Source organism: Acidaminococcus massiliensis (assembly GCF_900095825.1).
Classification (GTDB): domain Bacteria; phylum Bacillota; class Negativicutes; order Acidaminococcales; family Acidaminococcaceae; genus Acidaminococcus; species Acidaminococcus massiliensis.
Map to the genome: position 1 here is coordinate 711094 of NZ_LT608315.1, position 14569 is coordinate 725662.

The following is a 14569-nucleotide window of genomic DNA, read 5'->3' on the forward strand; positions in this document are numbered from 1 at the left end:
AAGGAGATAAACTATGGGAGAACAGAAAATCATGCCGGTGGTGTTTTCCGGCCATGGCAGTCCCATGATTGCCTTGGAACACAATGAGATCACGGAAGGGATGGATCGGATCGGCCGGGCGGTGGAAAAGCAGTTCGGCAGACCCAAGGCCATCCTCATGGTATCCGCCCACTGGTACACCCACGGGACTTTCGTCCAGAGCGCCCAGGAACCTCGGCAGGTCTATGACATGTACGGATTCCCCAAGGAACTGTACCAGGTGAAGTATCCTGCTAAAGGGGATCGGGAACTGACCCGGCAGGTGGAAGGACTGCTGGGCTCTGTCGTAGCCGTCAATGACGACTGGGGCATCGACCACGGGGCCTGGACGGTGCTGGTGCATATGTTCCCCAAGGCGGACATCCCTGTGGTCCAGCTGTCCGTGGACGGGGATCTTTCCTATCAGGAAGAATTCGAACTGGGCCGGAAGCTGGCACAGCTCCGGGAACAGGGGTACCTGATCCTGGGCAGCGGCAATGTGGTCCACAACCTCCGGGAAGTGGAATGGGACAATGAAGGCGGTTCTGACGCCACCCTCCGGTTCAACGACTATATCACCGAAGCGGTGCTCCAGGGAGAAACGGACAAGGTGATCGGCTTCGCCTCCCATCCGGATGCAGGGTATGCCGTACCCACCCCGGACCATTACCTGCCTCTTCTGGTGTGCCTGGGTGCCGCCGGTACCGACCAATCCCAGGTGTTCAACAAAGTCTGCAACCTGGGATCCATGGCCATGACCGGGTATGCCTGGGGGATGGAGGAGTAAAAAGGGGCTGCTGCCTGGGCAGCGGCTCCCCTTTAGTCGGGAGCCAGGAGCCTGAAGTCGGAAACCAAAGGATAAAATTGCAGACAATTTTTATGAATGTGTAAACCGGGACCGTTGGAACTGCCGTAGGGGCGAATCAAAGGTTACGGAGGAATCCCGCCAGGTTCGCCCGCCGCGTCCCCTTTGGTTTTACACAATCAGGAAGGAAATGGCCCATTAAGGCGGGGCTCAATGCTGAAGCTGGAGTTATATTGAATAAAAATGTAAAAATAAAAAGTTTTTAAAGTATAAGTAGTAAATGAAAAGCATTCAAGAGAACCTGTTCACTGCAGGTCCTTTCCATTGGCCGTTGACCGCTGACCATTGACAGCTGACAAAAAAGACCGCTGCGTAAGCAGCGGCTTTTTTTACGCCCAATCCCCGTCCACGAACACCGGCACCCGTGTACCGTCTTTTCGGATCCCGGTGATGGTAAGGTCCGGGCTGCCCACCATGAAGTCCACGTGGATCATGGAATCGTTGAGGCCGGCTTTTTTCTGTTCTTCCTCGCTCATGTCCGCCCCTTTTTCCACACAGGTGGGATAGGCATCTCCCAGGGCCAGGTGGCAGGAGGCATTTTCATCCAGCAAGGTTTCGTAGAAGACTTTGTCCATGAGAGAAATGGGGGAGTGGTAGGGGATGAGGGCCACTTCTCCCAGCCGGCAGGCTCCTTCGTCCATTTTCAGCAGGTCTTTCAGGATTTCTTCTCCTTTTTCTGCAGTGGCTTCCACTACTTTTCCGTTTTTAAAGGTCAACCGGAATTTTTCGATGAGATTTCCACTGTACACCAGAGGCCGGGTGCTGTACACCACCCCGTCCACCCGGTCCGCCTGGGGAGCGGAATACACTTCTTCCGTGGGGATGTTGGCGTTGAACCAAAAGCCCCGGGCCGTATTTTCGGCGCCTCCCTGCCAGAGGTGATGGTCCGGCAAGCCCACGGTGAGATGGGTACCCAGGTTGTTTTCATATTCCAGGGCGGCGAACTGCTGGGCGGTCAGCCATTCCCGCCGCTGTTTCAGCTCTGCCAAGTGCTGGTCCCAGTCGGCCAGGGGGTCTTTTCCCAGGCACCGGGCTGCATCCAGCAGCTGGATCCACAGGCGGGCCATTCCTTCCTGTTCCGGCAGCTCCGGATACAGCAACTTGGCCCACACAGTACTGGGGACGGCAGCCACCAGCCAGTTGGTCTTGGAAGCCATCATCCCGTCGGAATACTCCTTTACCGCCTGGTGGAAAGCCTTCTGCCAGGCCATGATCTTGTTCCGGTCGATGCCTTTCATGGCATAGGGATCGGCGGAGATCAGGCTCAGGAAGGCCGCACCCTTCCGGTAGTGGTACAGGTTGAATTCACTGCGCCAGTGGGGAACGGATTCGAACTTGTCCTGGGTCTCATATTCGTACCGGAGCCGGGTGGTCCCATTGCAGTACCAGTTGAACACCACCTGGGAAGCACCGGCCTGGTAGGCTTCTTTCGTAAGCAAGGTGGCGAAGGAGCTGGCTTCCACCGGGGCGTTGATCACCAGGATCTGGTCCTTCTGGAGGCAGATCCCTTTTTTCACCAGCACCCGGGCATACAAAGGCAGCTGCCGGTTCAGGGTTTCTTGTATATCCATGGAAAATCTCTCCTTTACTGTGTCAGTATGAATCTATTATAGCGGAAAAACAGGAATAGAGCCATGATTCCCCAAGGGAATGGGAAATGGCTCTTTTTATTCATTTTTCAGAATGATTTGTCTTTCTTATAATGGAATCAGCAATAGACTCGGAATAATCTGAAAGAAAAGACGCCCGGAGCCTTTTCTGATCCAAAGGGGGAGTATCATGTCCATGTCATTTGTTGCACTGGTGTTTCTGTTCGGAGCCATTGCCCTGGGGTTCGTGAAAAAATCCAATGTGGGGCTGATCAGCCTGGGGACCGTGCTGGTCCTGGGGAAACTGGGGAACCTGCCGGTGGGGAAACTGTACGGGGGTTTTCCTGGAAAACTGTTCCTGACCCTGCTGGGGACCATGTTCTTCTTTGCCCTGCTCCAGGAAAATGGGACCCTGGACAAGGCATCCAAAAAGCTGACCCGGCTTTGCGGCACCAAAGTGTTCTTGGTGCCCATTGTAATCTATCTGGTGAGCTTCGTCCTGTCCGCCATCGGCCCTGGGGCCATCAGCGTCCAGACGGTGATGGTACTGTTTGCGGTGCCCCTGGCCTTCCATCTGGATGCCAGTCCCATCCTCATGGGCGCCATGGCCATCCTGGGGGCCGTGGGAGGAACCGCCTCTCCCATTGCCCTCACCGGGATCATTGTGGGGGACCTGCTGGGCCAGATGAAGATCCCCATGCCGGGGATGGCCATTTTTGCCGGGGTCACTGCCGCCAATGCCCTATGCGCCCTGGTGACCTATCTAGTGTTCAAAGGGTGGAAACTTCGGGGTCAGCCGGTCCAGAGTGATCCGGAACCTATTGTCTTTGACGGGCAGCAGAAACTGAGCCTGGCACTGATCGCAGCCCTGTTCGTTTCCGTGGTGGGCTTTTCCCAGGATGTGGGATTTGTATGCTTCCTGTTGGCCCTGATCCTGCTGTTTACCGGGAAAGTGGACGAAAAGAAAGCGGTGAAAAGCCTGCCCTGGAACACACTGATCCTGATCTGCGGCATCAGTGTGCTGATGAACGCGGTGAAGCTGCTGGGAGGCATCGATCTTCTGGCCCGGGGTTTGGCCTCCTTCATGAGTCCGGCCACCGCCCCGGCCCTTATGGGCCTTACAGGAGGCATCATGTCCTGGTTCTCCAGCGCCAACGGGGTGGTGTTCCCCACCCTGATCCCCACCGTGCCCCAAGTGGCGGCCAACGTGGGGGGCGCCTCCCTGATCCAGATGGTGGCGGCCATTGTGTGTTCGGCCACGGTGGCAGGGATCAGTCCCATGTCCACCGGGGGTTCCCTGGTGATGGCCGGCTGCGCCCAGGAAAAAAACGGGAAGGAAAACGATTCATCCCTGTTTGCCAAACTGTTCGGTGTGTCCGCCATGTGTGTGGCCATTATTTTCCTGTTCACCCTGGCCGGCGGTTTGTCTTTTTTACAATGAATGAGGAGGAATGCTCATGTTTGCCTATATCGGATCCAGAACCACCAAAGAAAGAAAAGCCCTGGGAGAAGGAATCACCGTGTACCGCCGGGAGGGGGCAGTCTGGGAAAAAATCCAGATCCTGTCCTGCGGTCCCAATCCTTCTTACCTGTGCCTGAATGAAAAACAGGACCGGCTTTATGCGGTCCATGGAGATTACAGTGAAGTCACCGCTTTCCAGATAGGAAAAGAGGGGAACCTGACGGAGCTGGATTCTGTTTCCACCTATGGTACCAACCCGGTCCACCTGGTGGCAAGCCCCAACGGCCAAAGCCTGTATGTGGCCAACCTGGAAACGGGCAGCCTCACCCAACTGGCCCTGGAACAGGACGGGAGCCTGGGCCAGGTCCGGCAGGTACTGTTCGTTCCCGGTGAGCCCGGCCACGGGTACATTTCCCATCCCCACCAGGTATGTCTCCATCCGGACGGAAAGTGGCTGCTGGTACCCTGCCAGGGCCGGGATCATGGAGTGGGGAAGGTGGAAGTCTACGCCATCGACACTGAGGACAACCACTTGTCGGAAGCCTTTGTGTGGACAGCCCGGAAAGGGGCGGAACCCCGGCATGTGGCCATCCATCCCAACGGGAAATGGGTGTATCTGGTGAACGAAAAGGACAGCACTGCCCTTTTCTTCCATTTCGATGAAGCCACCGGGACCCTGGAACCCCGGCAGATGGTCACCACTCTGCCCGATGACTATTTCGGGCCTGGCTGGGCCAGCGGCATCGTCATGGGCCCGGAAGGGAAGGCCGTGTATGTGTCCAACCGGACCCATGATTCGGTGACGGTGCTTGCCATCGATCCGGAAACAGGCCGGCTGGCCTTCCGGCAGAACCTGCCCACGGAAGGGGAACAGCCCCGGTTCCTGGAACTGGAACCGGGAGGAAAATACCTGGTGGCTGCCAACGAACTGACCCACACCCTTACGGTTTTCGATATCCAGGAAGACGGGACCCTGGAACGGGAAGAAAAACAGATCCAGGAAGGATCGCCGGTGTGTGTGGTGTGGAAGAAATAAGGTCCAAAAAAATCTTCACCTGGGGCAGCTGGGCGTATTCTTCCCGGTACAGGGCGAAGGTGGAACGGGTGAAGGGGGTACCGTCCTGGAAGGTGAGGGGCTGGCGCACCAGGTCTTCCCGGTCCTTCAGGCAGATTTCCGGCAGCACGGACCACCCGATACCGCTGGTGATCATGGAAAGACAAGTGGAAATGTCGTTGACCTGGATGGAGGAGGCGGCTTCTGTAATGTGCTGTTCCAGTTTCCACCGCTGGATCCGGGACATGAAGGGCTTGTCGGACTGCCGGTGGATGTAGGGGAGCTGGGACAGGGACATGCCCTCGTTGGCCCGGCTGGTCACCGCATAGACCCGTTCCTGGGACAGCAGCAGGCTTTCCCCCGCCCAGGGAAAATGGCCCCGGAGCACGGCCATGGACAGCCGGTTTTCCTGGAGCTTGGTGAACAGGTCCAGGCTCTGGCCGGTGGTCACGTCGATGCGGACTTCCGGATAGTCGGTCATGTACTGCTTCAGCAAAGGGGGCAGGGTATACCGGGCATAGTTTACGGAAACACCGAACTTTAGGCGGCCGGCAATCCGGCCCTGAGCATACTGGGACAGGGTCTTCAGCCGCTGAAGGGATGCCTGGAGCCGGCCCATTTCTTCCCCGATGGCATCGGCGGAAGGAGCCGGGATCAGTCCCTTGACGGAGCGGAGGAAAAGAGGGGCTCCCAGTTCCTCTTCCAGTTTGTGGAGCCGCTTGGTAATGGCACTCTGGGTCATATACAGGGCCTGGGCGGTTTTGGTCACATTCCGGGTTTCCATAAGGCTCTGGAAAATCTGGATATCCCGTTCATCCATCAAAAAGACTCCCTTCTATATTCCAAATAGGAATGAATTTTAAACATATTCTATCATTTTTCATAATGAATAGAAAGAATTATACTGGAGACAACAAGAACAGACAGTGGAACAAGGATAAAAAAGGAGGAAATACCATGAATCAGAAACAGCGGAAATTCCCCTGTGTATATATGCGGGGCGGCACCAGCAAGGCGGTCTTTTTCCACAAGGAGGATCTGCCGGCGGATGAAAAACAGTGGCCGGAAATCTTCCTGAAGGTGATGGGGACCCCGGATGTGAAGCAGATCGACGGCATGGGAGGCACGGTAAGCTCCACTTCCAAAGTGGCGGTGATCAGCAGGTCCGACCGTCCCGGCATCGACGTGGACTACCACTTCTACCAGGTGGATATCGTAATTCCCCGGGTGGATGATTCCGCCAACTGTGGGAACATTTCCTCCGCGGTGGGGCCTTATGCCATTGACGAAGGGCTGGTGGAACCGGTGGAAGGGATCACCCAGGTCCGAGTCTACAATGTAAACACAAATAAGGTCATTGAAGAACACGTCCGGGTCCAGGACGGGAAAGCCTGTGTCAACGGGGATGCCCAGATCCAGGGGGTACCGGGCACTGGGTCCCGGATCGACATGTATTTCGAAGACCCCGCCGGGGCCAAGACCGGGAAACTGTTCCCCACCGGCCTGAAAAAGGAAACCATCGACGTGCCCGGGTACGGACCGGCGGAAGTGACCATGATCGACTGCTCCAACCCGGTGGTCTTCATCAAGGCCAAAGACCTGGGCATCACCGGCACGGAACTGACGGAGCTGAACCAGAACCGGGACGTGATGGAACACATCGAGCGGATCCGGGGCATCACTGCCCAGAAGTTCGGTTTCGTGGATGACTTCATGAAAGCCCGGACGGAATCCACTTCCGCCCCCAAGGTGGCCATCGTCAGCCCGGCCCAGGATTACAAAAACATGGACGGAAATGTGGTGAAGGCCAGTGAAATGGATCTGTGCGTCCGGGCCATTTCCGTGGGAGCCCTCCACAAGGCCTATCCCATGACCGTAGCTGTGGCCACCGGGGCGGCTGCCAAGATCCCTGGGACCATTGTCAGCGACATCCTGGGGGAGCATAAGAGTGACTGTGTCCGGCTGGGCCACTCCAGCGGGGTCACCGATGTGCTGATGAAAATGGACGGAGAAAAAGTGCTCCAGGGCGGCGTGGTCCGTACGGCCCGCCGGATCATGGATGGATTTGTATATATCCGCTGAGGGAAAAGAAAAGGAGAAGAATCATGATTCAGTGTGTGAATGAAGCCTATTATGCCCTGGACGGGGGCAAAACCTTTGTGCCGGCCAAGGACCATCCGGAATGGGACCGGGAAGCCGGCCGGAAGAATACCATTGCGTACCAGATCATCGCAGACCATAACACCAGCGGAGATCCGGCCAACCTGCAGCTGAAGTTCGATGCCATCGGGGTCTATGACAACACCTATGTGGGCATCATGCAGACCGCCTGCGCTTCCGGGCTGAAAAAGTTCCCGGTGCCCACGGTGTTCACCAACTGCCACAACTGCCTGTGCGCCGTAGGGGGCACCATCAACTCCGATGTGCACAAATATGCGGAAACCATCTGCAAGAAATACGGGGGCATCTTCGTACCGCCCCATGAAGCGGTGATCCATTCCTATATGCGGGAAATGATCGTCAAAGGCGGCAGTATGGCCATCGTTTCCGATTCCCACACCCGGTACGGCAGCCAGGGCTGTCTGGCCATCGGGGAAGGGGGGCCGGAAGTGGCCAAAGCCATGCTGGACAAGACCTATGAACTGAAATATCCCCAGGTGGTGGGGGTGTATCTCACCGGGGCACCCAAAGCCTGGGTGGGGCCCATGGATGTGGCCCTGACCCTCATCGGTGCCGTATTCAAGAACGGCTTTGTAAAGAACAAGGTCCTGGAATTCGTGGGCCCCGGGGTCCATTCTCTGTCCATGGATTTCCGGAACGGTATCGACACCATGACCACGGAATCTGCCTGCCTGACTTCCATCTGGGAAACCGACGATACGGTCCGGGAAGATTACCGGATCCATGACCGGGAAGGGGACTACAAGCATCTGGCTCCCAAAGACAAGGCTCTTTACGACAGCTTCATCCACATCGACCTGGATACGGTGGAGCCCATGATCGCTCTGCCCTACCATCCTTCCAACGCATTCCCTCTGAAAGAAGTAATCGCCAATCCGAGAAAATACATGAAGTATGTGGAAGACAATGCCAAGACCGTCTTCGAAAACAACACGGACATCCATCCGGATATGATGAGCAAAATCCAGAAGAACGGCCGGATCCTGGTGGATCAGGCAGCCATTGCCGGCTGCGCCGCCGGTTCTTTCGAGAACATCGCCTATGTGGACCAGGTGGCTAAGGCGGAAAAACGGGGCCTGGGCATGTTCCCTCTGAATATCTATCCTGCTTCCCAGCCGGTGCTGACGGAACTGAACCGGGCTGGTATCAGCAACGACTTGATGACCGAAGGGGTCCGGATCAAGACTGCCTTCTGCGGCCCCTGCTTCGGCGCCAGCGACTGCCCGGAAAACAACGCTTTCGTCCTGCGCCATTCCACCCGGAACTATCCCAACCGGGAAGGGTCCAAACCGAACATGGGCCAGGTGGCTTCCGCTGCCCTCATGGACTCTAAGTCCATTGCTGCCACGGCTTTCAATGGCGGGTATCTGACTTCCGCGGAAGAAATCAAGGACGTGTTCCAACCGGAAGCCCTGCCGGCCTTCACTTTCAACAAAAAGATCTATGACAATGTGGTGTACAACGGATTCGGCAAAGCCCAGCCGGATGTGGAAATCGTCTATGGCCCCTTCATCAAGGACTGGCCGGCTATGGAACATCTCACCGACAACCTGCTGCTCCAGGTAGCTTCGGTGATCCGGGACGAAGTGACCACAACTGACGAATTGATCCCTTCCGGGGAAACCGCTTCCTATCGGTCCAACCCTTATAAAATTTCCGAATTCACCCTGCTGCGGAAGGATCCGAAATATGTGGGGCGGGCCAAGGCCGCCCAGGCTTACGAAAAAGCCCGTCTGGCTGGGGATAAAAAGACGGCAGAAGCTTTCTACGCTCCTTTGAAAAATGCCGGAGTGGATGTGGAAAAAGACCTGGATACCTTGATGGAGACCACCGGCATCGGTTCCGTGCTCTATGCCAAACGGCCCGGGGACGGGTCCGCCCGTGAATATGCCGCTTCCTGTCAGAAGGTGCTGGGGGGACTGGCCAACATCTGCATCGAATATGCCACCAAACGGTACCGGAGCAACTGTGTGAACTGGGGGATGCTGCCTTTCACCCATCCGGATCCGGAAGTCGACCTGAAAGTGGGAGAATTCCTCTGGCTGCCCAACATCCGTCAGGTGGTGGCGGAAAACAAGGGAGGGATCGATGCCACGGTGATCGGCATTGACGGCAGTACCCGGACCCTCCATCTGGATCTGAAGATCCTCAACGATACGGAACGGAAGACCCTGCTGGCCGGTTCCATGATCAATCTGTTCAAAGAAAGCTGAGGCAGGAAAATGGAAAACAAGGTGCTGGCAGCACCTTTGGGGAGGCTGGCCCGCTTTGCGGCCGGCCTTTCCTGGGATACGCTGCCGGAAGCGGTCCAAAGAGCAGCGGTCTGCCGGGCCCTGGATTTGATCAGCGCTGCCATGGGGGCAGTGGGGAATCCGCTGGTGGAACAGATGAAACAGGCCCTCCAGGCACTGGATCCCCAGAACCGGACCCAGGGAGTGACTCTATGGGGACAGCCTCTGGAACAAAAATGGCCCGTGACCGACGGGGCCATGCTCAATGCCATGCTGGCCCATACCTTGGAACTGGATGATGTGCATCCGGCCTCCAAGACCCATATTTCCGCCAGCATGATCCCGGCGGCCTGGTGCCTGGGACAGCAGCTGGGCAGCACGGGAAAAGAGTTCCTGACGGCCCTGGTGGCTGGATATGAAGTGGCTCATCGGGTGGGCATGGCCATGGACGTGGCAGCTCACCGGAAGCGGGGCTGGCATGCCACGGCCACCTGCGGGACCTTCGGGGCGGCCACCGCCTGCAGCCATCTTTTGGGCCTCAACGGAGAAGGCACCGCCAGTGCCCTGGGTCTGGCCGGGTCCCAGACCACCGGGGTGTGGGCCTTCCTGGGAGATGGGACCAATTCCAAGGTACTGAATCCCGGACAGGCGGCCATGACCGGGATCCGCTGCACTTTTTTGGCCCGGTACGGTATGAGGGGCCCCATCCATATCCTGGAAGCAGAAGACGGTGGTCTGTTCCGGGCCATGAGCGACGGGGGCCATGTGGAAAAGCTCACGGAAGGGCTGGGGACCCGCTGGGAAATCCTCAATATGGACATGAAGCCCTATCCCTGCTGCCGCAGTGCCCACGCCGGTATCGACGGGGCCCTGTCCCTGCGGAAGGCCATCCTGGGAGAAGGAGTGCTGCCTTTCGAAGATGCGGCGGAACGGATCCTGGGACAGGTGGAAAGCCTGGAGGCGGGAACCTATAAGATCGGCTACCAGCAATGCGCCGTCAGCGAAGGGTGCCTCCATCCCCGGACGCCCCTGGACGCCAAATTTTCTCTGCCCTACGGTCTGGCCTGCAGCCTGCTGTACGGCAAAGTGGATCAAAGCATGTTTACGCCGGAAAAAGTGCAGGAGCCGGCCATCCGGGCCCTGATCCAGCGGATCACCGTCCGGGAAGATCCGGAATTGACCGCAGCTTATCCCGGCCACTGGAGCTGCCGGGTGAAGATCCGTCTGCAGGACGGGCGGGAGCTGGAACAGTTCATCCAAGATCCCACCGGGTCCTATCGGAAGCCTCTGCCCCAGGAAGCTCTGCTGAACAAGGCGGAGGGCCTGCTGGAACATGTTTATCCCGGACGGGGACGGCAGGTGGCCATCAAACTGCTCCATCTGGGAGAAATGGAACGGCTGCCGGAGATATAAAAAGCGTGTCAGCGGTCAGCTGTCAACGGCCAACTGCCGAAGGATGCCAGCACAGCTGGCTTTGATTAAAGGAGGAACCAGTATGGAACATATGGACGAAATGGGTTACGAAGAACAGGTCCGGGAAGAAACCATCCGGAAGGCCATGGAGAGATTCGGGGCTCTGATCCGGGAGGATTTCAAGCGGATCGACGGTATGAAACAGGCCCCCGGCCGGAAGGACTTCAAAAAGCTGGCTCACATCACCGTAGGGATCCTGCCCGGGGACGGGATCGGGCCTTACATCATGGAACAGGCCCTGCGGGTGGCAAAATATCTGCTGCAAGAAGAAGTGGCTTCCGGGAAGGTGGAATTCCGGACCATTCCAGGCATGACCATCGAAGAGCGGGCCCAAAAGAACGAGAGCCTGCCGGCGGAAGTGCTGGAAGCCTGCAAAGCCTGCGATGTGCTGGTGAAAGGACCCTTTGTGACGCCCCGGGCGGGAGATCCCTGGCCCAACCTGGTCAGCGCCAACAGCCTGCTCCGCCGGGCCCTCCAGCTGTATGCGGCGGTACGGCCGGTACGGATCCCGGAAAAGGGGATCGACTGGACCTTCTTCCGGGAAAACATCGAAGGGGAATACATCTGGGGGAACAAGGGCATCCAGGTGAATGAGGACCTGGCGGTGGACTTCAAGGTACTGACCCGTCCCGGGGCGGAACGGATCTGCCGGGCTGCCTTCGAATTCGCCAAGAACAATGGGAAGACCAACGTGACCGTGGTCACCAAGGCCAATATCGTGAAACTGGTGGACGGGAACTTCTTGAAGACCGCCCATGCCCTGGAAAAGGAATATCCCGGGATCACCGTCCGGGAAGAACTGGTGGATGCCATGGCCGCCAAGATCACGGATCCGGAATTCACCAAAGGGATGGAGGTGTTCCTGCTACCCAACCTGTACGGGGATATCGTGACGGATGTAGCGGCGGAATACCAGGGAGGCCTGGGCACTGCCAGTTCTTCCAACATCGGGGACCAGTACGCCCTGTTCGAAGCCATCCACGGGGTGGGGAACTTCCTGGTCCAGCACCACCGGGCCCAGTATGCGGACCCCTGCAGCCTGATCCGGGCCATGGGAGAAATGATCAGCCACATCGGGTATGCGGAGAAGAAGGAAAAGCTGGTGAAGGCTCTGGATATCTGCACCCGGACAGAACGGAAAGTGGTGATCACCACCGACAAGGACGGAGCCACGGCGGAAGAGTTCACGGATTATCTGCTGGAGACTTTGAAGAGGGCAGAGTGAAGAGAAAACCGGAAAGAGTGAAGAGATGCTGACTGAACAGTCAGCATCTCTTTTTAATTTTCGGTTAAATGTATCAAATGCAACAAAACTTTCCAATAATGGAACAAAGTCAAGAAAAATTCTTAAAATCATCCAAAGAATTTGTTACAAAAACAGAAACAGTATAGTATAATGGGGCTATAGTATACAGCAGGGATTTTTTTGTCTTTGTTGAAATACTATATTGTTACTGCATTTTATTCTTTTCATTGAAATTTGGAAGGCAAAACCTTCCCTGAGCAAAGGTGGTGAAAACATGTCCATGCTGGAAGATATCAAGGCTGCCGAGCAGAAAGCCGATGACCTGAAGAAACAGGCCACCCTGGAAGCCAGGAACACCGTCCGGGATGCCCAGGCGGAAGCCCACAAGGAAGCAGACGCCCTGATTGCGGAAGCTCGGAAACAGGCGGCGGCAGCCATTGCCCAGGCAGAAGCCCAGGCAAAACAGGAAGCGGACGCTCTGGTGGAAGAAAACCGGAAACGGGATGAAGCCCAGGCGGCGGAAGCCCGGAAAAATCTGGATGCGGCAGTCCAGTATATTATGAAGAAGGTCGTGATCGAATGTTAGTACCTATGCAAAAACTGACACTCTATGCCTTGAAAGCTGATCGCGATGCCCTGCTCCTGGCACTCCAAAAGGACGGGAGTGTGATGCTGGAACCGGAAGCGGGAAGCAAGGCCCTGCCCGGATCAGAAAAGGTCAGTGCCCAGCTGGATAAAACCGGCCAGGTGCTCCAGTTCTTGGTCCAGAACGGTGCCAAGAATCCCCTGTTTCCCCAGAAAGAAGCCATTTCTTATGGAAATTTCCTGAAAGAGACCCAAGAAGGCCGGCAGCTGACGGAAAAACTGGATACCACCGCCAGCAAGATCGCCTCTTTGGAAAGTGAGGCGGCAGCTCTCCGGACCCAGGCGGAAAGCCTGGACCCTTGGCTGAAATTGGACATTCCCTTGGAACAGCTGAGCTTTACGGAAACCACCCGCTGCCATGTGGGTTTCCTGCCGGAAAAGGAACTGCCGGAATTCCAGAAGGCCATCAGCGGCCTCTTGGCGGATATGAGCCTGTACGAACTGACCCAGGACGGGCAGGCCATGGTGATCCTGGCTTACGAAGACGCCGACAATGATGTGAAGCATCTCCTGAAGGAACATGATTTCAGCGAGGCAGTGCTGCCCAAGCGCAGCGGCCTGGCGGCGGATGTCCGGAAGGAACTGCTCCAGGAAGCGGAAGAAAAGGAAAATCGGATCGCCCGGCTGAAAGAGGAAACCCGAGAGAGCATCCCTCAGAAACAGCAGGTGGAACTGTACTATGACCAGCTGAATGCTGCCCATGACCGTCTCCAGAACGGCGGGGTGGAAACGGTCAGTGCTTTCAAGGTACAGGGCTGGGTCCGGAAAGATCGGGCCCAGCGGGTGGAACAGGTGGTCCAAGGCGTGACCGACGCTTATCAGCTGACCTTTGCAGACCCGGAAGAAGGAGAAATCCCGCCTACGGTGCTGGAAAACGGCAGGCTGGTGGAACCTTACGAAAGCGTGGTGGAGCTGTACTCCCTGCCCAAAGCAGGTTCCGTGGATCCGGACATGATCATGGCTCCTTTCCACTTCATCTTTTTCGGCATGATGATGTCCGATGCAGGCTATGGTCTGGTGCTGACCATCATGCTGTATTTCGCCTTGAAGAAGTTCAAGCCCACGGGCTTTGCCCGGCAGTTGGCCCTGGTCATCTTCTTTGGCGGTATTTCCACCACCCTTTGGGGCGCCATGTTCGGTGGCTGGTTCGGTTTGGAATGGCATCCTCTGCTGTTCGTACCTATGAATGAACCGCTGAAGATGCTGGCTCTGTGCTTTGGCCTGGGGGCCATCCACCTGATCACCGGCATGCTGATCAAGACAAAGATGCTGTTCCGGGAGGGAGATGTGATGGGCGCGGTCTGTGACCAGATCAGCTGGCTCATCATGTTCCTGGGGTTCTTCCTGATGGCGCTGGTACCAGGGCCCATTGGCAAATATCTGGCCTGGCTGGGAGCTGGGATCATCGTCCTCTTTGGAGGCCGTGACCGGAAAGGGATCATCAGCCGGCTGATCGGCGGGCTCCTGACGCTGTACAACATCAGTGGGTATCTCAGCGATCTCTTGAGTTATTCCCGGATCTTTGCGCTGGGGCTGGCCACCGGGGTCATCGCCATGGTCATCAACACCGTGGCTCAGATGCTCTGGAGTGCAGGACCTGTGGGCATTGTGGCAGCCATCCTGGTGCTTTTGGCCGGCCATTACTTCAATATCGTCATCAACGTGCTGGGTGCTTTCGTGCACAGCAGCCGTCTGCAGTACATCGAGTTCTTCGGCAAGTTTTATGAAGCCGGCGGCCGGGCGTTCCTGCCCTTGGCACTCCGGACCAAGTATACGGATATTACGAAATAAGGGAGGATTTCATT

11 protein-coding genes are annotated in these 14569 nt (G+C 56.9%); 9 read left to right on the plus strand and 2 right to left on the minus strand.

Translation table 11 applies throughout. From position 1 onward, the window contains the following. Positions 1-13: 13 nt before the first annotated feature. Positions 14-805: a 4,5-DOPA-extradiol-dioxygenase gene (ygiD, locus tag BQ2657_RS03415; protein ID WP_075579378.1), complete on the plus strand. Its 792-nt coding sequence runs from the start codon at positions 14-16 to the stop codon at positions 803-805. Positions 806-1212: 407 nt separating this feature from the next. On the opposite strand, the gene BQ2657_RS03420 is transcribed toward ygiD, so the two are convergent. Continuing rightward, a complete protein-coding gene (locus BQ2657_RS03420; RefSeq protein ID WP_075579379.1) occupies positions 1213-2454 on the minus strand; it encodes an aminopeptidase in 1242 nt (413 codons plus the stop codon). A gap of 208 nt (positions 2455-2662) precedes the next feature. Between BQ2657_RS03420 and BQ2657_RS03425 the strand changes: the two genes are divergently transcribed. Together BQ2657_RS03425 and BQ2657_RS03430 are read left to right on the plus strand one after the other, a co-directional pair. Next, positions 2663-3913, plus strand: coding sequence for an ArsB/NhaD family transporter (locus tag BQ2657_RS03425; RefSeq protein ID WP_232708997.1), 1251 nt, complete (start codon positions 2663-2665; stop codon positions 3911-3913). A 16-nt stretch (positions 3914-3929) separates the two neighbouring features. Continuing rightward, the gene (locus tag BQ2657_RS03430) at positions 3930-4970 is read left to right on the plus strand and encodes a lactonase family protein (protein ID WP_187119168.1); all 1041 of its coding nucleotides are present in this window, start codon (positions 3930-3932) and stop codon (positions 4968-4970) included. On the opposite strand, the gene BQ2657_RS03435 is transcribed toward BQ2657_RS03430, so the two are convergent. Continuing rightward, the gene (locus BQ2657_RS03435) at positions 4876-5808 is read right to left on the minus strand and encodes a LysR family transcriptional regulator (protein WP_075579381.1); all 933 of its coding nucleotides are present in this window, start codon (positions 5806-5808) and stop codon (positions 4876-4878) included. The two genes, BQ2657_RS03430 and BQ2657_RS03435, sit on opposite strands and share 95 nt — an antisense overlap. Positions 5809-5945: 137 nt before the next feature. Here BQ2657_RS03435 and BQ2657_RS03440 point away from each other — a divergent pair, with 137 nt between their 5' ends. From BQ2657_RS03440 to BQ2657_RS03465, 6 genes are all read left to right on the plus strand, one after another. Further along, on the plus strand, positions 5946-7070 hold the full coding sequence (locus BQ2657_RS03440; RefSeq protein ID WP_075579382.1) for a 2-methylaconitate cis-trans isomerase PrpF family protein: 1125 nt from the start codon (positions 5946-5948) through the stop codon (positions 7068-7070). A gap of 23 nt (positions 7071-7093) precedes the next feature. Continuing rightward, complete coding sequence (locus BQ2657_RS03445) at positions 7094-9382, plus strand: hydratase (protein ID WP_075579383.1); 2289 nt, start codon at positions 7094-7096, stop codon at positions 9380-9382. 9 nt (positions 9383-9391) lie between these two features. Further along, positions 9392-10813: an MmgE/PrpD family protein gene (locus BQ2657_RS03450; protein WP_075579384.1), complete on the plus strand. Its 1422-nt coding sequence runs from the start codon at positions 9392-9394 to the stop codon at positions 10811-10813. A gap of 91 nt (positions 10814-10904) precedes the next feature. Then, positions 10905-12098, plus strand: coding sequence for an isocitrate/isopropylmalate family dehydrogenase (locus tag BQ2657_RS03455; protein WP_390621272.1), 1194 nt, complete (start codon positions 10905-10907; stop codon positions 12096-12098). Between the two features lie 295 nt (positions 12099-12393). Next, on the plus strand, positions 12394-12705 hold the full coding sequence (locus BQ2657_RS03460) for a hypothetical protein (protein ID WP_075579385.1): 312 nt from the start codon (positions 12394-12396) through the stop codon (positions 12703-12705). Then, entirely contained in the window at positions 12699-14555 is a 1857-nt protein-coding gene (locus BQ2657_RS03465; protein ID WP_075579386.1) for a V-type ATP synthase subunit I, read from the plus strand. The genes BQ2657_RS03460 and BQ2657_RS03465 overlap by 7 nt, the downstream gene beginning before the upstream one ends. Positions 14556-14569 lie beyond the last annotated feature (14 nt).

What these genes read in the sequence shown, in the direction of transcription:
- BQ2657_RS03435 (WP_075579381.1), bottom strand. Translation starts at nt 5,808, where the DNA reads ATGGATGAACGGGATATCCAGATTTTCCAGAGCCTTATGGAAACCCGG.
- BQ2657_RS03420 (WP_075579379.1), bottom strand. Translation starts at nt 2,454, where the DNA reads ATGGATATACAAGAAACCCTGAACCGGCAGCTGCCTTTGTATGCCCGG.
- BQ2657_RS03425 (WP_232708997.1), top strand. Translation starts at nt 2,663, where the DNA reads ATGTCCATGTCATTTGTTGCACTGGTGTTTCTGTTCGGAGCCATTGCC.
- BQ2657_RS03440 (WP_075579382.1), top strand. Translation starts at nt 5,946, where the DNA reads ATGAATCAGAAACAGCGGAAATTCCCCTGTGTATATATGCGGGGCGGC.
- BQ2657_RS03450 (WP_075579384.1), top strand. Translation starts at nt 9,392, where the DNA reads ATGGAAAACAAGGTGCTGGCAGCACCTTTGGGGAGGCTGGCCCGCTTT.
- BQ2657_RS03455 (WP_390621272.1), top strand. Translation starts at nt 10,905, where the DNA reads ATGGACGAAATGGGTTACGAAGAACAGGTCCGGGAAGAAACCATCCGG.
- BQ2657_RS03460 (WP_075579385.1), top strand. Translation starts at nt 12,394, where the DNA reads ATGTCCATGCTGGAAGATATCAAGGCTGCCGAGCAGAAAGCCGATGAC.
- BQ2657_RS03445 (WP_075579383.1), top strand. Translation starts at nt 7,094, where the DNA reads ATGATTCAGTGTGTGAATGAAGCCTATTATGCCCTGGACGGGGGCAAA.
- BQ2657_RS03465 (WP_075579386.1), top strand. Translation starts at nt 12,699, where the DNA reads ATGTTAGTACCTATGCAAAAACTGACACTCTATGCCTTGAAAGCTGAT.
- BQ2657_RS03430 (WP_187119168.1), top strand. Translation starts at nt 3,930, where the DNA reads ATGTTTGCCTATATCGGATCCAGAACCACCAAAGAAAGAAAAGCCCTG.
- ygiD (WP_075579378.1), top strand. Translation starts at nt 14, where the DNA reads ATGGGAGAACAGAAAATCATGCCGGTGGTGTTTTCCGGCCATGGCAGT.